We start from the raw sequence: 18,042 nt of genomic DNA, 5'->3' as shown, positions 1-18,042 counted from the left end.
AGATAATGTGAAAATATTGAATACTATGGTGAAATTTATGAAATGGGGAAGCTTAAATTGTCTATAACAAAATTCGAATCCGTATTTACGCGTAAAACTAAACATAATACAAAAAAAAGAATTGAAGCTATTGAAAGTTATTTTTTAGAAAAGCATGATTTAGAAGTTGATTTTGAAGACGATCAGGATAAGTGCCTAGCTTTTGTTATGCAGTTTATTCAAGATGATGACGTTTCTGAAGAAGCAGTGTTTAATGAAATACTTGCTATCTTGGAAGATAGATATTCTATTGGAGAACCCTTCTTTATTGCAAATGTAGACTTTGAAGAAGGACTGACATTCGAAGCATTAGAAGAAATTATAAGCCAAAAATTTGATGGAACTGCTCTTTCGCAAGATTCGTTTGAATTCACAGATATACAAATCACTAAAGATTTGATAGAAAAGTACATTGCTATCACTTGTCGGTATACAGAGTATTATCTAAATCCTTTGACAGATCATATAGAAAAAGAGAGATCACTTCTTAGTGGTAATTTGACTGTACAATTTGATTTTGATAGTAAATTATTAATTACGACTAAATCGAGTTATAACAAGGCTGTAAATAAAATAATTGAGGTTATGAATGGTGCTTTATGGAGTAAGGCTGTCATCAAAGGATTTTATGCGCAAAATCGAATGCGAAACAAGGCATTAGAAATTGAATATGATCCTTTAACACTACTTGTGATTAATTTAGTATTTAAAAAATTAGAAGAAGCCAGTTATATAGTAGAAGGTGTAAATTCGTTGATTTTTTACAATAATGGAGCTCCTAGAATAAAAAATGCAAAATTAGGAGGGATTGACCTTTTTCAAGACTCAGATATAATTGAAAGGATAAGTAATGGTGATAGAATCACATCGGTTTCTATCAAAATTTCAAAAGAATACCCTGAGGAAGATAGAAATGTACAAGCTGATTTAACTATTGATTTTAGGGGTATGTTGAAAATAATATTAAATGAATCAACATCTATAGAATATGAATTAAATGAAATAACGCATGAGATATTTCATTTAATTAATCAATTAATTGTCAGTGAAGACACTCAAACAGAAGGTACAACAATTTTTACTGATAAATTATTACCTAATGCTTTTAAAGCTAGAACATTTTATGATTTTTATATTGATAAAATTGAGAGTGATTTAAAAATTTTATTAGCAGATAAAGTTCAAGAAATCGAAAAGTATTTTTTCCAAGAAAAAATTAAACGGAAATAAATTAATTTGAAATTAAAAGGAGGAGAGTAAATTGATTATGTCATCTAGTTTATTGATTTTAAAAATTAATACGGATAAAGATTTAAATACCAAATTAAAAAATATAGACTATGAAGACAATGGTGCTTTTTACTCTCTTTCTTTTGATTCAATTGAAAAAAATTCTGGAGAGTTACATTGGACTAACTCTTTCAAATATGGAAAAATGAATATGATTTCATTTCTTAGGGAAAATAATTTTTTCTATCTTTTTACATCATCAACAGATAATAAAATAGTTTTTTCTAAGGTCTTGAAAGAAATTTTTCAAGAAGATATCTCACTAAAAGTATTGAAAACTCCTTTAAACGCAGAATTAAGTAATATTAATTCTTATAGTAACTTAGAAGAAATAAATATCAATAAACACTTCGGTATTACTGCATTATTTAATTATAATGATTATCGAAGTGCACTTAAAGTGTATACCAATGGTCTAATCACTTACAGGATGACAGATAATATTGATGTAATTAAAAAAATAATATTAGATTCTAAGAAACTTATAGAAGAGTGTGAGGCTAATGTTTGATAAATTTTGCATTTGTGATTTTTTTAATGGTGCTTCAGTTTATTCAGTTCAATATCTAGGATGGGCAACTGCAATTGTAGTAGCAATGTTAGCTTTAACATCTATTGTTTTTAGTCAATTTAATGAACGCTCAATTCAAAAGTCAAATGACATTGCTAGATCAATCAGGAATTACTTGAATAAAGAATTTGATAAAAGTGAAGAAAATATTATCAAGGAAGATTATGATCATATGATTTATCTATTATCAAATACATCAATATACGATAAGACAATGAAGCTATTTACTTATTTATCATACTTCATTGTCTTTTTATGGTGGTTTTCTTTAGTTGGTTATTTAAACGATGCCAAAACTTTAATAGATAAAATTATAATAATAGGGTCTACTATATTAATATCGTTACCCTTCATATACTTGCCAGAAATTTTAAAAGGTTTTAATAAAAATCAGCCGATAAAGTTAAATGAAAAAGGGTATATAGAGCTAAAAGATTTTATCGATTTTTTTAAAAAAAATACAAATTTAGTCGATAGCGATATAATTTTAAGATTTTTATCCCCTAGAATAAATATTAAATTTGATACAATTTTAGAAATAAATTATAGCATGAGTTCTAAAATATCAAATCTCACTTGTATAGTTATTTTAAACAATGGAGATAAGCGCCTTATTATTAATTTGAATCAAGATTTATTTGAATCGAAAAGAGTTTTTCATATACATTCTTTCGAAAATAACTTAAAAAATCAAAGTGATTTAGGGTTGTTTAATTTATTAAGAGAGATGAACAAATCTGAAGTGCAAATCTATATTTCTAATTCACTAAGAAATTTCAATTGTTTTTCAGGAAAGATAAATATAAATCGAAATAAAATAGAAATTTATCCGATTAAAAAAATAGAGCGAACATTAGATAAACAGATATTTGAATTGAAAAATACGATAGAAGTTACACCTCAACTAGGTAAGGGAGAAAAATTTAAAATTAATTGAGAAAATAAAACATCCATATTAAATTTCTGAAATAGCGTACTGAACATAAATTATCATCTGATTTTTATGCCAATCAGTTACAATACAACTACTAAATTTTTCTATGTCACTGTCAAGAATCAAGATGGTTCCAACCTTAATTCATTTGAAATCATATATGCCTTAAGTATAATGTATTTGAAATATGTCTATATATCAGTATTAAAATACTGATACTAGTTAACGCTATACTTAATTTGATCAAAATTTCTCTCATAGGAGATTCCTTTCAAAATTTTTAATTGCGTTTATTAGAAAAATCAAAAACACATATCGAACAGACAGCGGAGTCAGTTCGATATGTGTTTTTTGTGGAAATTTCAATTCTTGTTACGTCCGTTCCAGCACCGTCGCTAACATCCGGTGTACGACTTCGTGATCGCGAAGATCATGCAGCTGATAATCCTTGCCGGGTAATGTGTAAACGTCGGTTGAGCCGACGTAGGAAATGGCAAGTTCGAGTGTGCCGTCTTCCTGGCAGGTTGTTCGTAATTCCAGTTCGCCGCTGATGACGCCGACTTCATTCGTCATCACGCCGTGTGTGGCGGTGAAAGTAGAGTTTTTCGTTCCCATCGAATCGACTCCTTCTTAGTATGTACACGTGTTCAGCATCGTTTGCAGTGCTGTTTTTTCAGAGGATTGGAGACTTAAGCCCCAACGACTTTTCGTATTAATCCACATCTTCGAGTAGGCACAGCTTGCGCCGGCACGAGTTGGTTTCCATGTCGATGGATCCTGGTCACCCTTTGAACGGTTTGAGCTTGCAGAGACGGCAATCAATTGCGGACCGTTGAGGTCGTTCGCAAATGCCTGACGTGTCGTTGTCGTCCAGCTGCTTGCACCTGAACGCCATGCTTCCGCGAGCGGCACGACATGATCGATGTCGAGATCGGACGGGTTCGTGAATGTCAGTCCATCATAATAACTGTACCATGAGCCGGACGTGACCGGACAGCTGCCGACGTATGAATCCGCATCGCGTTTCAAGACGACTTGACGGGTATCACAGCCGCTTCCTTGGCTGCTCCAATGTGGGAAGAGATCACGGGAGTAACCGGTCATCGTACTTTCGGTTTTGACTGTCAGTGCGTTGAGCTCAGATTGAGCCGTCGCTTTTGACGGGATGCCGGACGGGAGTGCGGAAACGGGTGAGAGATCGAACTGAAACGCAGTGAGAAACAAAACAAACGATACGGCGAGTAGCTTGATTTTCTGGAACATGAATTGCCTCCTCTTATGTAAGTATGATGAGAGAATCCTCTCAACTCACTCAGTATGCCACCGAATATTTTGGATAGGGTTAAAATAATGTAAACATTACAAAAGTTGAATACTTTTGATTAAAAATATTTTTTTAAAAATAAGACTAAAGTAATATAAAAAAGAAGTTACTTGGAAAAATTAAAATTGCGGAGACTTTCAACATAAAAAAATTCAACTCTTGTATAGTAAAGGGGTACCTCTGTTCGATTTGGACAGGAGGCACTCCTTTTTTAGGAGCCACGAGGAATTCAAACGCTAAGGAGCTGAAACGTTACCATGAACAAACAAGACATCAGTGATATCCGTCGCCATTTTAAGGTCGACTCGGAACTACTTAAAATCAACGAAATTTATAATGTATATATCCGCAAAGAAACGAGTGAAATCTTCTATGAGGAAAGCCGGCCGTTTGCCTTTCTTGAACTCGAGCAACAGGAATTGTTCCTCGCGAACTTCAAGAAAGTCCTGACCGGGAAACTCGACATCAAGCTGTTTGAGGTCAAGTTTCAGCAGCCGGAAGAAGGCGCGACCGGACATACGCAACAACTGTTGTACGAAGGCCTGTACACGGAAGAGACGGAAGACTGGACGGAGCAGATGCAACAGATCGCGCTGAAGATGGTCCAGGACGTGCAGTACGAAAACGATATCGTCGTCACGTTCATCCGGGGACAGTATTACAAAACGACGAAACGTCAGGCGGACGAGACGGAAGTGGACAAGAACGATGAAGTCTATACGACACCGTTCATTTTGAGCAGTCTCAACCAGACGGAACTGCCGAAACAGTCGCTTGTCTTCGACTACGTCGATCTCGAGTTCAAGTCGAACCTGCTGATCAATCCGGTCATCAAACTGGCGTCACCAATTGGCGGCTTTTTATTCCCGTGCTTCACGGATAATGCGGCGGACGTCAACCGTGTCCTTTACACAGCAAGCAAACCGAATAAACCGGACCTGCTGTTCATCGAAAACGTCCTGAACGGTGATCAAATCGTGACGGCGGAAGAAGACAAAGCGGTATTTGAAGAGATCGTCAAACTGGTCATCGGCGAATCGGTCGATTCAAAAACACTCGCGGGTGTCTATGAGGAAGTCAATCACCTGCTCGTCGTTGAGGACGAAAAGGAAGACGAGCCGGAAGATATTCCGATGCTGGACGTTAAAGAAGTCGAACGGGTCTTAAAAGCGAGCGGCATCGAAGACGTCAGTACGGAACAGGTCGAACGGGCTTTCAAGACAGTCATCGATGATACGACATACGAAATGAAGGCGAGTAACATCGTCCCGAACTATGAAGCGAAATCAATTAAAATCAATACGAAAGTCGCGAATATCTCCGTCAGTGCCCAAGACTTGAAGTACATTAAGCAGGTCAATTACAACGGCAAACAATGTCTGTTGATCGAAGTCGAGGAGGATACCGTCATTGACGGATTTACACTCGTCTCGGAAGAAAATATTTTAAGTTAAGTCAAAAAGCCACTCGTTTCACGTCATTCCGATAAGGAAAACATGTGAAAGACAAGTGGCTTTTTTGGAATCATCCAGAATGATTGATTAATCGGATAAAGATGCGTATGATTGGTTTTGTAAGCGGTATCTTTTGAAGGAATGAGATATCCAGTATTTTTTTAATGATTTACGAAAGCGGTTTCGATACTTATTTTTACAAATGAATGATTTCTTATAAACAAGTGAATGATTCGGTTAAAGGAGGAATAAGCATGGGACAGGATTATCAGCAATGGGTCGATCGGCTAGCCGAAAAAACGATTAGCGAACGACAAGACGATGTCGAAGTCGTGATCAAGCCGGTACCGGACCGGACGGAAAGTGGGGTACTCGATCCGCGCGTCTTGGAAGTCATGACACAGCAACAGCAGGACAGTTCATCGGCCGGCCCTTTTTCACTCGAAGCAGCACGGGCCGGGATGGGGTGGATCAATACCGACCTGACGACGACAGATATCACGACGGAAGAAATTGTCATTCCAAGTGCCGAACAACCGATTCCGGCGCGGATCTATCGTCCCCGGTCGACGGAACCGTTACCGGCGGTTGTCTATTTCCACGGCGGCGGCTTTTTCGGCGGAACGCTTGAACCGGTTGAACACCCTTGTCGGTTGTTGGCGGAGCGGGCGAACGTTGTCGTGATTTCGATTGATTACCGACTCGCACCGGAACATCCATTTCCAGCCGGTCTGAACGACTGTTTTACGGCTGTCACATGGGTCTACGAACAGGCGGAAGAACTCGGGATTAACCGTGAACAATTGGCTGTCGCCGGCGACAGTGCCGGTGGAAACTTAGCGACGGTCTGTGCCCTGCTTGACCGCGAACAACAGACAGAGATGATCCAGTACCAAGTCCTGCTCTATCCAGTCGTCAATCTTGCCGCCTTACCGACGGATGATTTCAACTGGCGTCTTGACGACTACGAAATGAATGAGAATCGGGAGTTACTTGAAGGCATCGTCACAGCCCTTGCAGACACGGATGGATTGTTGAACCGGTTATACCTGCAAGGAACGACAGATGTGCAGGATCCGCATGTGTCGCCACTCTTCAGCGACAAGCTGGCAGGACTGCCTGACGCATTGATCATCACGGCGGAATACGATTATCTTCGTCTCGAAGGCGAAGCCTATGGGCGGAAACTCGCGCGGTCAGGCGTGAAGACAAAACGGATTCAATACAACGGCATGGATCATGCCTTTATCGAAAAGCTCGGGCAGTATCCGCAAGCGGAAGACTGCATCACGGAAATTGCAAACGGTCTGAAGAAACGGTTTGCGACTACACAACCAACAGGAGGATAAATCGATGACGACATATACATTAGATTGGAACGCCTATACGGCACTGGCAAGGCAGACGGTCGCAGAAGGGGCGGTCCTGCTGAAAAATGACAAGCAGACGTTGCCGTTGCCTGCAGGAACAACAGTCTCGGTGTTCGGACGTAATCAGTTCAATTATTATAAAAGCGGAACAGGGTCCGGCGGAATGGTCAACGTCACGCACGTGACAAGTCCGCTCGAAGCGTTGCAACAACATCCGGATGTGACGGTAAACCAGTCGTTGCTCGACGTCTATGAAGTCTGGCTGAAAGATCATCCGTTTGATAAAGGCGAAGGCTGGGCGGCGGAACCATGGTCACAGGAAGAAATGCCGGTTACGGATGAAGTCGTCGCAGACGCAGCGTCGCAATCGGACGTTGCCATCATCATGATTGGCCGGACGGCCGGTGAAGACCGCGATAATACAGCGGATCCCGGCAGTTACCTGCTGACGGACGTCGAATTGACACTGATCGAAAAAGTCTCGGGAGCGTTCCCGAAGACCGTCGTCTTATTAAACGTCGGCAATGTCATCGACATGCAGTGGGCGCTTGATTTCAATCCGAGTGCAATCCTGTACGGATGGCAAGGCGGGATGGAAGGCGGTAACGCTTTGGTTGATCTCTTGACAGGGGCGGTCACACCATCCGGGAAACTGCCGGATACGATTGTCCGTTCACTCGACGCGTATCCGTCGACGCCGTACTTCGGTCACGAAGACCGGGCGATCTACAAGGAAGACATCTACGTCGGGTACCGTTACTTCGAGACATTTGCAAAGGATGACGTTCTGTATCCGTTCGGATTTGGTCTGTCGTATACGACGTTTGACGTCGTCACCGATACGGTCGACATGACGGAGCAGCAGGTTACATTGACAGTCACCGTCACGAACACAGGGACGCGTAGCGGGAAAGAAGTCGTCCAGGTGTATCTTGAAAAACCACAGGGACAACTGGGCAATCCGGCACGCGGACTCGTGACGTTTGCGAAAACGCAACAGCTTGAACCGGGCCAACAGGAGACGTTGACACTGACCGTTCCGCTGACGGAATATGCAAGTTACGATGACGCCGGTGCGACGGGGCATAAATCGTCTTACGTCATTGAAGCGGGGGCCTATCATCTGTACGTCGGCACGGACGTCCGGACTGCGGCGCACGTGGCGACACAAACAATCGACACGTTACGTGTCACCGAGACGTTAAGCGAAAACATGGCTCCGGTCACGGCGTTTGACCGCCTGAAGCCGCACAAGACGGAAACCGGTTATGACGTCACGTACGAAGCGACACCGCTGCGGACAATCGATCCGGAAGCCCGCCGTCTCGCTGAACGACCGGCAGCACGCACGTATTCGGAAGATCAAGGTCTGACACTGAAGGATGTCTATGAAGAGAAGACGTCCCTCGACGTGTTCCTCGATCAATTGACGGATGAGGATCTGGCAGCGATCGTCCGCGGCGAAGGGATGAACTCACCGCGCGTCACACCGGGAACAGCGGCTGCTTTTGGCGGCGTGACCGACCGGCTGACGGCATTCGGGATTCCGGCAGCCTGCTGTGCCGACGGTCCGTCCGGAATCCGGATGGATATCGGAACGAAAGCCTTCTCGCTGCCGAACGGAACGCTTGTCGCGTCGACGTTCAACGTCGAGTTGGTGGCGGACTTATTTGAGATGACCGGGCTCGAACTCCGGAAAAACGGCATCGATACGTTGCTTGGACCGGGGATGAACATCCATCGTCATCCGCTCAACGGACGAAACTTTGAATACTTCTCGGAAGATCCGCATCTGACCGGGATGATGGCCGTCGCCCAGCTCGACGGGATGCACCGGGTCGGCGTGACCGGAACGCTCAAACACTTAAGTGCCAACAATCAGGAATTCCATCGCCATGATCTCGATTCGATCGTCTCGGAACGGGCCTTGCGGGAAATTTATCTAAAAGGATTTGAGCACGCCGTCAAACGGGGACAGGCGTATGCCATCATGACGACATACGGTGCCGTCAACGGGCTCTGGACGGCTGGATTGTACGATCAGAATACACGGATTCTCCGTGACGAGTGGGGCTTTGACGGTGTCGTCATGACCGACTGGTGGGCGAAAATCAATGCCGAAGGAACGGAAGCCAACCGTCAACAGACAGCGACGATGGTCCGTTCCCAAAATGACCTTTACATGGTCGTTGGAGAACCGGGGGCGAATCCGTTTGAGGATGATACCCTGTCATCGCTTGCGGACGGGACGTTGACACGGGCAGAGTTGTTGCGGAGTGCGGCGAACATCTGTCAGTTCATCCTGCGGTCACTGGTCATGGAGCGGACACTTGGTCAGGAAGCGACAGTCGACGTCACCGGATTACCGGAAGAGGCAGATGATTTGAACGAACAGGCCGTGACGCATCAGCAACTTCAAAGCGGTGTCCCGATCGTGTTTGATGAACTCGACACGTCGACCGGAAGCAGTCATGTCTTCGCCGTGACGGCGGAAGAAACCGGGATGTACCACGTCACGTTTGAAGCCCGGTCGTATGCCGGGGAACTCGCGCAGATGCCGGTGACATTGTTTGCGAACAACATGCCGGTCGCGACGTTTACGTTTAACGGGACAAACGGCGAATGGGTGACGCAGACAAAAGATGTCTTTGTCTTTAATCCACACAACTACTTCAAGCTGTATTTTGCACTTGGCGGGCTTGAGCTCAAAAACATCACCTTTACGTTAACGGAATCGTTCCATATGAAAAACGGGTAAACTTAAACACCAGGCAGTCAGTTGCTGCCTGGTGTTTAACGCGTTTTAAAGGAGGACCCGATGCAATTCTCAAAAATGAAAAAGCAGATATTATCGTTCGTCGCGCCGTCACTTCGACCGCGTCTCGATTTGTATGCCACAGTTGACCGGCATTTTCATGACGGCGAAGCCCGAGTCTGGATGACACTGGACGGGGAAGAAATTTTCCGGGCGGAGGATTTGCGGTTTACGTTCGAAGCGGACCGTCGTTATGCGTTGGCGAAGAAGCGCTTGCCGGAAAAACCGGAGCGAATTACACTGGAGATTTTTCAATCGGATTGGTTCAACACATCACGTGTATTATATGAGCAGATTGAACGTGAGTTGGAGGAAGAGGGATGGCATGCCAGTTACGACGTGCAAAAGGATTTGCTGCTGTATCCGACGCTTTCGATTGAGGAAGCGTTAACGCATCCCCATGCCTTCATCCGCGGTTTTGCGTTGCTCGACCGGCGCGTCGGAAAACGGCGTTTGGAGCGATTGACATGCGATACACCATTTGAATTGACCTGTTTAAAGATTCGATTGGAAGCGGAAGTGAACTAACGCCAAAAAAAAGAGCAAGGCGCGGAGCCTTGCTCTTTTGCATGATTAAGTTAAATCGAAAACGAATTGACGGCGTGAATGCCTTCTTGTTCGACGAATTCGTCAAGAAGTGCCCGGACGTCATCCGTTGAATTCGTATCCATCAGACGGGCGCGTAATTCGCTCGCCCCGCGGAAACCGCGGACATAAATCTTGAAGAACCGGCGGAGCGGCTTGAAAAGACGCGGCTCGAATTCAGCTGAATACTGATCGTGTAGGTCGAGTTGCAGACGTAACAAATCAAGTAATTCTTCGCTCGAATGGTCTTTCTTTTCGACTTCAAAGGCAAACGGGTTATGGAAAATGCCGCGGCCGATCATGACACCGTCGACACCGTACTGCTCGACGAGTTCAAGCCCGTGTTGCCGGTCGTTGATGTCTCCATTGATCGTCAAGAGGGTTTGCGGTGCCACTTCATCCCGAAGTTTTTTGATTTCCGGAATCAGTTCGAAGTGCGCCGGGACCGCACTCATTTCTTTACGCGTCCGCAGGTGAATCGAGAGGTTGGCGATATCCTGTTCGAGAATATGGCGTAACCAGTCGTGCCACTCCTCGACTTTCGAATAGCCGAGACGTGTCTTGACGCTGACCGGCAGACCGCCGGCTTTTGCGGCTTGAATCAGTTCAGCGGCGACATCAGGACGATTGATCAGTCCCGATCCCTTTCCGTTGACGGCGACGTTTTGCACCGGGCAGCCCATGTTGATATCGATACCTTTAAAGCCCATTTCCGCCATCCCGATACTCATCTCACGGAAATATTCCGGCTTGTCGCCCCAGATGTGGGCAACCATCGGCTGTTCATCTTCCGTGAACTCGAGTCGTCCGCGGACACTCTGTTTGCCTTTCGGATGACAATAACTTTCCGTATTCGTAAATTCAGTAAAGAAGACATCCGGTCGCGCTGCTTTCGCAACGACGTGACGGAAGACGACATCGGTGACATCTTCCATTGGTGCAAGTACAAAAAATGGTCGTGGCAGGTCCTGCCAAAAGTTGTTTTTCATCGTATATAAAACCCTTTCCTTAAGGTAATTCGTTTTGCTCAATTAAAATTTCATCAACTATATACTTTAAGCGTATTGGACAAAAAGTGCAAGGAGACAAGCTTTACAGGCGGGGATATTGAAGCCGTTTGTCGAAACCAGATAAAGGAAGTCAGGGATGAATCTTTTAGTCCGTTCATATCGTAATAGGTGTAACACAGTTGCTACGAAAGGATGATGCCCGGTGCATACGTTGTACATGAAACAAAAAGCACTCAGTTTACGAGGTCGTTTTTCGATCAAGAATGAACAGGAGCAGGATCGGTATCTCGTCGAGGGCAGCTTCATGAAAATTCCGAAGTCGTTTTCGATTACGACGACGGACGGAGAAGAAATTGCGACAATCACGAAAAAAACGCTCAGCCTCCGACCGAAGTTTTTTGTTGAGGTCGATGGACAAACGATGACGATTGAAAAGGAATTTTCGTTGTTCAAAGCCCGTTATACGATTGACGCAGCCGGAATCGAGATTGACGGAAACTGGTGGGACATGGATTTCCAGGTCAAGCGGCAAGGGGAAGTCGTTGGACAGGTTGAGAAAAAGTGGTTGTCGTTTGGCGACAGCTATGAAATTCAGGTAATCGATGCCGCGATGGAGACGATTCTGATTGCACTCGTCGTTGCGATTGATTGTGTGAAGGCAGATGATGCGGCAAACGCATCATCTTAACAGAACAGGAGAGAAGCATGAAATCACTTTTGATGAACCAGACGATGGAGTTGAAACGACGTTTTACAATCCAAGACGAAGCCGGACACGTCACGCATGAAGTGACCGGACAGTTGTTGCAAATGCAGAAAAACTGGCAACTCGTACAGGAAGAAGCCGAGGTCGGTCGCGTAACGAAACAGACATTCAGCATGTTGCCGCATATCCTGGTGGAAGTCGACGGGCGTGTCGTTGCGACCATTCAAAAAACAGGATTTTTGATGTTTACGGATTATCGGATTGACAGTCGGGACCTGCAAATCGACATCAACTGGGCGACGATGACGTTTAGTGTCACGTATCAGGGAAATAAAATCGGGCAAGGCAAAAGACGGTGGGTCCGTTTCGGAAAACAGTACGAACTGACACTGTTTGATGAGGCGGCGGAGACACTGTTTTTAAGTGTCGTCCTCGGACTCGATCGGGCGAAAGCAGACAAAACTGTCGCGACGCTGTTTGCGGACAATTGGGCAGGGGGGAAGAAGTAAATGGAACGATGGGATATTTATACGGCAGACCGCGAAAAAACAGGGCGGACCTGGCCGCGCGGAACAGAATTAAAAGACGGAGATTACCATCTTACTGTCCACATCTGCTTGTTCAATAAACAAGGACAGATGTTGATTCAGCACCGTCAGCCGTTCAAAGAGGGCTGGCCAAACATGTGGGACCTCAGCGTCGGCGGCAGTGCGACAGCGGGCGATACGAGTCAAACGGCGGCGGAACGCGAATTGTTTGAGGAACTCGGATTGTCCCTTTCGTTCGCCGGACGGCGTCCGCAGTTGACGGTTCCGTTTGAAGTCGGGTTTGACGACTATTACTTAATCGAAACAGACGTTGATCTGACGACACTGACGTTACAGGAAGAAGAAGTCCAAGCCGTCAAGTGGGTGACGGAAGACGACATCATTGCCGGCATACGGGAAGGAACGTTCATTTCGTACCATGAACCGTTGATCCGGTTGTTATTCATACTGCGCCATCAATACGGCGCCCACCAAAAATAAACGATCCCCAGGTCGCGTGCGACACTGGGGATCGTTTGCAATCAGGCTGTTTTTTTCGAAGCCGGAACCGATTGTTTCGGTTTGGTTTCCGGTAAAAAGAAACTAAAGATCAGGTACGTCGAACAGCTGAGGAAAACGACGACCATCGAGCCCCCAAGTCCGATGATCATCCGGGCTGCCGTATACGCCCAGTAGTTTAGAAGATAGGTGGCGATGATTGACATCATCAGGCACAACAGGGCCAGCATCGGTGCTTTTTTTTGGTCCGAGCTTCATCAGGATGAGTGCCGCCAAGATGTTCGCGAAGACACGTGCCGTCGTAATCGAATAGTTGACGAGTTGCGAAATCAACGGATTGACGGTCCGGTCATCGAAAAAATGGACCGTGATCTGTGGTGTCAAGGAAGACCCGGCGACCCGATTCATGGTGAACGTCGCATAAGCGAACCAGAGAACGGCCATCATCAAATACCCTTTTCGTGCATGATTAGATTGTGTAGACTAATGTACGCCTTCTATTCTTAAGATAAATCCCTGTCTGACAGGGATTCGAACTACTTCACTTTGTTATCAATTCGTTAAATGTAGTCGAGTTCGAAGGGGAAGTAAAATAGATAATTCTTATGTTTTCCATAAGTTAAAAGAATAGATCAAAAGTAATTGTATGCGTTTATCGAATACTTGAAAAAATGTCTGTCACTTGTTTACGTTTTGGTTTGATGAAGCGTCATCCGTTCACAGGTCATCCCGTCGGCAGTCTGAACGAGACGGTACACATCAGGGTTCTGCAATTGCTGCCAGTCATCGTAGCCAAAGGTTGAATCGATGGTGTGCAACAATAAAGCCATTGCGTTTCCATGTGTCACAAGCACTGTATGACGGGCCGGATGCAACGATGCTTCTTTCAGAACAGACGTCATCCGCTCCATCACTTCACGACTCGATTCACCGCCGGGAAAGCGGAGATCGAAATCGACGAACGTTTCTTGTAAAGCGGAACACCAATCGCTTAATGGCGAGGTGCTGAGGATTCGTTCTTGGAGCTGATCCTCGATTTCAACCGGACAATCCTGGAGAGCGGCGACAGGTAAAATCGTTTCCTGTGCCCGGCGGAACGGACTGGATAAAATCCGGTCGACTGGGATGGTTTTGAAAAAACCGGTGAGTGCGTCTGCTTGTTTGTAACCTTGTTTCGTCAACGGAGCATCATGTGCTTGTCCGGTTGCTTCGCAATGGCGGATGACATAATATGTCTTCACGATCAGTTCCTCCTCCTGCTGTAGTCTTTGTAGGAGACTTCTGGAAAACGTACGCAAAGTCCTGTTTCACGTTATGAAAGAAGAAATGAAAAAATAAAATAAAACGGTTGACAAACAATCATAAGATTACTAGTATTAGAAACAATTCAGGTGATTATGTCACCTCAGTAACCGAATAAAAAGAGAAAGCTATGATTGTCATGGGTCACACTATGGCAGGAGCAGCTTCTGGAGAGACCGTGTAAACGGCGCCGAAGGGTTCACAATCTCAGGCAAAAGGACAGAAGAGTACTAAATCTTTATTTTTTGTGTTGGCTTTGCCGACCGGAAAATGATTATTTGTTATTCTGATGATTTTTTTGAGATTGGACACCCGTCCAGTCTCTTTTTTTGTTGGACTGACAGAACAGTCTGACCGGGGGAAAACAGAGAGATCATCAAAGGAGGAGTTCAGGTTTGGAACAGCAAGGATTAAAGCGGGATTTATCGAATCGTCATGTCCAATTGATTGCGATTGGTGGAACGATCGGAACAGGGTTGTTTTTAGGGTCTGGGAAAGCGATTCAGTTGGCGGGACCGTCAATCGTATTTGCTTATCTGCTTGTCGGGATTGCGATTTTCTTCGTCATGCGGGCACTCGGAGAGTTACTGTTGTCAAAAGCCGGTTATCAGTCCCTGACGGATATCGCGGAAGATTATCTCGGACCGCGCGCCGCGTTCGTAACCGGCTGGACGTATTGGTTCTGCTGGATCATGACAGCGATGGCCGACGTGATCGCCGTTGGTGTTTACGTCAAATACTGGTTTGATATCCCGCAATGGATTCCGGCCGTTATCGCCCTGTTGATCTTACTCGGCTTTAATCTCCTGACGGTCAAACTGTTTGGAGAACTCGAGTTTTGGTTCGCCTTGATCAAAGTCGTCACGATTTTAGCCTTGATTGGCGTCGGAATCGTCTTGCTCGTGATCGGCTTTAATACGGATGCAGGACCGGTCACGGTCAAGAACTTGTGGCAGCATGGCGGGATGTTCCCGAACGGTGTCACCGGATTCCTGTTGTCGTTCCAAATGGTCGTCTTCGCTTATGTCGGAGTGGAACTGGTCGGTGTCTCGGCCGCCGAAACGGCTGATCCGAAAAAGAACATTCCGTCCGCAATCAATAAAATTCCGCTACGGATTTTGTTCTTCTACGTCGGTGCCTTGCTTGTCCTCTTGATGATCAATCCGTGGACCGGACTGAACGCAACGGAAAGCCCGTTCGTCAAAACGTTTAGTCTGATCGGGATTCCGGTCGCGGCCGGAATCATCAACTTCGTCGTTCTGACATCAGCCGCATCTGCTTGTAACAGCGGAATGTTCTCAACGAGCCGGATTCTCTATAATCTCGGGAATCAAAAACAGGCACCTCAATCATTTTCAAAGCTCAATAAAAATCATGTGCCGGCGAATGCGTTGTTCGTCTCGACGCTGGTCGTCTCGGGTGGGGCTCTGTTGAGTAAATTACTTCCGGGACAAGCGTTCAGCATCGTCACAACGATCAGTGCAATCTGTTTCATTTGGGTCTGGGGTGTCATTCTCGTCTGTCACTTGAAATACAAGAAAACACAGCCGGAATTGCATGCCGCCTCAACATTCAAAGCGCCGTTGACACCGTTCGTCAACTACCTCGTGCTCGGTCTGTTTACACTGATTTTAATCGTCATGCTCGTCGCGGACGAAACACGTCCGGCCTTGCTCCTGACACCGGTCTGGTTCATCGGATTGTTTATCCTGTATCAGCTGCGGACGAAAAAACATCAAAAAGCAGAGCGTCACAGTGCGTAATGCATCAAGGAAATAAACAAAGACCCGATTCCCCGCCAAGTAAGGCAGGGAACCGGGTCTTATTTGTTGAGACGATACTCAGCTGTGAAACGCTCCATCCGCCAGCTGTTTCTTCAAGGCGGTCGCCTTTTTGCGAATCGCCTGCTGATCCGCTTTGTCCCGTTTTGCCCACTGCCGGTACATCATCGACATCCGTTGGTTGCCGGAGAAACGTTCCTCGTGCCGGGCGATGAAGTCCCAGTATAAGGCGTTGAACGGACAGGCATTGTCGCCAAGCGCATCCTTCTGGTTAAAGGGACAGTTCCCGCAGTAATCGCTCATCTTATGGATATAGTTCGCCGAGGCAATATACGGTTTCGTCGACAGGAGACCGCCGTCGGCATGCAAGGCCATCCCGAGCACATTCGATAGGACGACCCAGTCATAGGCATCGATGTACATTTCGTTGAACCAATCCGCCGTCTGCTGCGGGAAAATCTCAAACAGATTGGCAAAGTTCCCGAGTACCATCAGCCGCTGAATGTGGTGATTGTGCGCATTTTCGATGACAGGTCGCAGCGACTCCGCGACACACGTCATCGTTGTCTCACCATCCCAGAAGAAGTCCGGCAAGTCACGGTTGTGTTTGAGGACATTGACCTGTTCGTACCCCGGCATTTCACTTAAATAAACCGCCCGCATGTATTCGCGCCAACCGAGAATCTGCCGGACGAATCCTTCGACGGCATTGAGAGGTGCGTCCTGCTCTTCCAGTGCGGCGGCCGCCGCTTTGATGACTTCGTTAGGTGACAGTAACCCGATATTGATTGATGAAGAGAGCAGGGAGTGCGATAACGTATCCTCTCCCGTTAGCATCGCATCCTGATAAGTGCCGAATGTCTCTAGCCGTTCCTCAATGAACCGGGCGAGCGCGCGCTGGGCTTCTGTTCGGGTGACCGGCCAGTGGAACGTTTTAATCTGACCTGGATGATCGGCAAACGTCGTCTCGACTTTGTGGATGACATCACGCGTGATCTGATCCGGTCGGAATCGGATCGGTGCTTTAAAATCCACACCATCCTTCGCCGATTTCCGATTCTCCGCATCAAACGACCACTTTCCGCCGACCGGTTTATTTCCATTCATCAACAAGCGATGGTCTTTGCGAAGCTGCCGGTAAAACCGGTCCATCTTCCACGGTTTATCCCCTAGCAGTGCGATGGCTTCGTCCTGCGTCAATAAAAAGAGCGGAACGTCGGAACAGACGTCGACGGTGATCGTTTTCGCGAGAGTATCCTGAAATTTTTGCAGGGCACGGCGCATCGGTTCGTCTGTGATAGCTGTATACAGGAGATGCGTCGGTTGGTACGTCTTTTGGTGCTGCTTCCACGCTTCGTCAAACGAGTCCGCTTCCCGGTAATCGACCGTAAATCCTTTGTCCCGAAGTTCGTCTGCGAAATGACGCATCGCTGAAAAAATCAGCACCAGTTTTTGTTTATGATACGCTTTCCAGGTCGAGCGGGACGTTGCTTCGACCATCAGGATGATGTCCTCTTTCGGATCGGCTTCCGTCAGAAGCGGTAAGCTGTGACTGAGTTGATTGCCGAAAATCCAGCGTGTCGCCATGAATCGTTCCCCCTTTTTCTTCTATAAGAGTATATATCCGCTTTCCCTGAAAGTATGTCTCAGGATGTGCGTATTCAATTCAGGGAAAGCAGATTTATTTTTAGTGGGAAACACCCGATATTTTAATTTATGAACGACCTGTGATAGGGTTATACTGGAAAGGTAAGTTGTCGTCATACGAGCGCTTTCAACTGGTATGACAGGTCCATAATATCAAACGGGGATAGG

17 protein-coding genes and 1 riboswitch are annotated in these 18,042 nt (G+C 45.9%); of the genes, 11 read left to right on the top strand and 6 right to left on the bottom strand.

What is annotated here, in order from left to right:
• The first annotated feature begins 42 nt into the window (after nt 1–42).
• Genes KNP91_RS11200 through KNP91_RS11190 form a run of 3 tightly spaced genes read left to right on the top strand, consistent with a single transcriptional unit; the run spans nt 43 to nt 2,837 of the window.
• On the top strand, nt 43–1,269 hold the full coding sequence (locus KNP91_RS11200; protein ID WP_214850133.1) for a hypothetical protein: 1,227 nt from the start codon (nt 43–45) through the stop codon (nt 1,267–1,269).
• A gap of 31 nt (nt 1,270–1,300) precedes the next feature.
• Complete coding sequence (locus KNP91_RS11195) at nt 1,301–1,840, top strand: hypothetical protein (protein WP_214850131.1); 540 nt, start codon at nt 1,301–1,303, stop codon at nt 1,838–1,840.
• Entirely contained in the window at nt 1,833–2,837 is a 1,005-nt protein-coding gene (locus KNP91_RS11190) for a hypothetical protein (RefSeq protein ID WP_214850129.1), read from the top strand. The genes KNP91_RS11195 and KNP91_RS11190 overlap by 8 nt, the downstream gene beginning before the upstream one ends.
• A 369-nt stretch (nt 2,838–3,206) precedes the next feature.
• Here the strand turns inward: KNP91_RS11190 and KNP91_RS11185 are convergent, their stop codons facing one another.
• Together KNP91_RS11185 and KNP91_RS11180 are read right to left on the bottom strand one after the other, a co-directional pair.
• Nucleotides 3,207–3,449, bottom strand: a complete 243-nt coding sequence (locus KNP91_RS11185) for a hypothetical protein (RefSeq protein WP_214850128.1) — start codon at nt 3,447–3,449, stop codon at nt 3,207–3,209.
• A 15-nt stretch (nt 3,450–3,464) separates the two neighbouring features.
• Nucleotides 3,465–4,097 carry an HNH endonuclease family protein gene (locus tag KNP91_RS11180; RefSeq protein ID WP_026831610.1) on the bottom strand — a complete coding sequence of 211 codons (633 nt, stop codon included), beginning with the start codon at nt 4,095–4,097 and terminating at the stop codon, nt 3,465–3,467.
• Between the two features lie 318 nt (nt 4,098–4,415).
• Here KNP91_RS11180 and KNP91_RS11175 point away from each other — a divergent pair, with 318 nt between their 5' ends.
• From KNP91_RS11175 to KNP91_RS11160, 4 genes are all read left to right on the top strand, one after another.
• The gene (locus tag KNP91_RS11175) at nt 4,416–5,612 is read left to right on the top strand and encodes a DUF4317 domain-containing protein (protein ID WP_026827054.1); all 1,197 of its coding nucleotides are present in this window, start codon (nt 4,416–4,418) and stop codon (nt 5,610–5,612) included.
• A gap of 254 nt (nt 5,613–5,866) precedes the next feature.
• Nucleotides 5,867–6,961, top strand: a complete 1,095-nt coding sequence (locus KNP91_RS11170; protein WP_214850126.1) for an alpha/beta hydrolase — start codon at nt 5,867–5,869, stop codon at nt 6,959–6,961.
• Between the two features lie 4 nt (nt 6,962–6,965).
• On the top strand, nt 6,966–9,740 hold the full coding sequence (locus KNP91_RS11165) for a glycoside hydrolase family 3 protein (RefSeq protein WP_214850125.1): 2,775 nt from the start codon (nt 6,966–6,968) through the stop codon (nt 9,738–9,740).
• 60 nt (nt 9,741–9,800) lie between these two features.
• Complete coding sequence (locus KNP91_RS11160) at nt 9,801–10,325, top strand: SF0329 family protein (protein ID WP_214766789.1); 525 nt, start codon at nt 9,801–9,803, stop codon at nt 10,323–10,325.
• Nucleotides 10,326–10,375: 50 nt separating this feature from the next.
• On the opposite strand, the gene KNP91_RS11155 is transcribed toward KNP91_RS11160, so the two are convergent.
• Complete coding sequence (locus KNP91_RS11155) at nt 10,376–11,371, bottom strand: tRNA dihydrouridine synthase (RefSeq protein ID WP_026827057.1); 996 nt, start codon at nt 11,369–11,371, stop codon at nt 10,376–10,378.
• 223 nt (nt 11,372–11,594) lie between these two features.
• Between KNP91_RS11155 and KNP91_RS11150 the strand changes: the two genes are divergently transcribed.
• Genes KNP91_RS11150 through KNP91_RS11140 form a run of 3 tightly spaced genes read left to right on the top strand, consistent with a single transcriptional unit; the run spans nt 11,595 to nt 13,126 of the window.
• Nucleotides 11,595–12,080: an LURP-one-related/scramblase family protein gene (locus tag KNP91_RS11150; RefSeq protein WP_119923408.1), complete on the top strand. Its 486-nt coding sequence runs from the start codon at nt 11,595–11,597 to the stop codon at nt 12,078–12,080.
• A 17-nt stretch (nt 12,081–12,097) separates the two neighbouring features.
• A complete protein-coding gene (locus tag KNP91_RS11145) occupies nt 12,098–12,607 on the top strand; it encodes an LURP-one-related/scramblase family protein (RefSeq protein ID WP_214850124.1) in 510 nt (169 codons plus the stop codon).
• The gene (locus tag KNP91_RS11140; protein WP_214850123.1) at nt 12,608–13,126 is read left to right on the top strand and encodes an NUDIX hydrolase; all 519 of its coding nucleotides are present in this window, start codon (nt 12,608–12,610) and stop codon (nt 13,124–13,126) included.
• 102 nt (nt 13,127–13,228) lie between these two features.
• On the opposite strand, the gene KNP91_RS11135 is transcribed toward KNP91_RS11140, so the two are convergent.
• A complete protein-coding gene (locus KNP91_RS11135) occupies nt 13,229–13,591 on the bottom strand; it encodes a hypothetical protein (protein ID WP_214850122.1) in 363 nt (120 codons plus the stop codon).
• 239 nt (nt 13,592–13,830) lie between these two features.
• Nucleotides 13,831–14,385 (bottom strand): histidine phosphatase family protein, encoded by a 555-nt coding sequence (locus tag KNP91_RS11130; protein ID WP_214766798.1) that lies wholly within the window; start codon nt 14,383–14,385, stop codon nt 13,831–13,833.
• A gap of 218 nt (nt 14,386–14,603) precedes the next feature.
• Nucleotides 14,604–14,679: riboswitch (glycine riboswitch) on the top strand.
• Nucleotides 14,680–14,841: 162 nt separating this feature from the next.
• Between KNP91_RS11130 and KNP91_RS11125 the strand changes: the two genes are divergently transcribed.
• On the top strand, nt 14,842–16,209 hold the full coding sequence (locus KNP91_RS11125; RefSeq protein ID WP_012371864.1) for an amino acid permease: 1,368 nt from the start codon (nt 14,842–14,844) through the stop codon (nt 16,207–16,209).
• 78 nt (nt 16,210–16,287) lie between these two features.
• On the opposite strand, the gene KNP91_RS11120 is transcribed toward KNP91_RS11125, so the two are convergent.
• Nucleotides 16,288–17,814, bottom strand: a complete 1,527-nt coding sequence (locus tag KNP91_RS11120; protein ID WP_214850121.1) for a cryptochrome/photolyase family protein — start codon at nt 17,812–17,814, stop codon at nt 16,288–16,290.
• Nucleotides 17,815–18,042 lie beyond the last annotated feature (228 nt).

This window comes from Exiguobacterium sp. s138 (assembly GCF_018618775.1).
Lineage (GTDB): Bacteria > Bacillota > Bacilli > Exiguobacteriales > Exiguobacteriaceae > Exiguobacterium_A > Exiguobacterium_A artemiae.
This window is presented reverse-complemented; position numbering and strand designations above follow the sequence as displayed.

Excerpts from the sequence above, each read along its gene's own strand:
- KNP91_RS11200 (WP_214850133.1), top strand. The coding sequence starts at position 43 with ATGGGGAAGCTTAAATTGTCTATAACAAAATTCGAATCCGTATTTACG.
- KNP91_RS11190 (WP_214850129.1), top strand. The coding sequence starts at position 1,833 with ATGTTTGATAAATTTTGCATTTGTGATTTTTTTAATGGTGCTTCAGTT.
- KNP91_RS11185 (WP_214850128.1), bottom strand. The coding sequence starts at position 3,449 with ATGGGAACGAAAAACTCTACTTTCACCGCCACACACGGCGTGATGACG.
- KNP91_RS11180 (WP_026831610.1), bottom strand. The coding sequence starts at position 4,097 with ATGTTCCAGAAAATCAAGCTACTCGCCGTATCGTTTGTTTTGTTTCTC.
- KNP91_RS11175 (WP_026827054.1), top strand. The coding sequence starts at position 4,416 with ATGAACAAACAAGACATCAGTGATATCCGTCGCCATTTTAAGGTCGAC.
- KNP91_RS11170 (WP_214850126.1), top strand. The coding sequence starts at position 5,867 with ATGGGACAGGATTATCAGCAATGGGTCGATCGGCTAGCCGAAAAAACG.
- KNP91_RS11165 (WP_214850125.1), top strand. The coding sequence starts at position 6,966 with ATGACGACATATACATTAGATTGGAACGCCTATACGGCACTGGCAAGG.
- KNP91_RS11160 (WP_214766789.1), top strand. The coding sequence starts at position 9,801 with ATGCAATTCTCAAAAATGAAAAAGCAGATATTATCGTTCGTCGCGCCG.
- KNP91_RS11155 (WP_026827057.1), bottom strand. The coding sequence starts at position 11,371 with ATGAAAAACAACTTTTGGCAGGACCTGCCACGACCATTTTTTGTACTT.
- KNP91_RS11145 (WP_214850124.1), top strand. The coding sequence starts at position 12,098 with ATGAAATCACTTTTGATGAACCAGACGATGGAGTTGAAACGACGTTTT.
- KNP91_RS11140 (WP_214850123.1), top strand. The coding sequence starts at position 12,608 with ATGGAACGATGGGATATTTATACGGCAGACCGCGAAAAAACAGGGCGG.
- KNP91_RS11135 (WP_214850122.1), bottom strand. The coding sequence starts at position 13,591 with ATGATGGCCGTTCTCTGGTTCGCTTATGCGACGTTCACCATGAATCGG.
- KNP91_RS11120 (WP_214850121.1), bottom strand. The coding sequence starts at position 17,814 with ATGGCGACACGCTGGATTTTCGGCAATCAACTCAGTCACAGCTTACCG.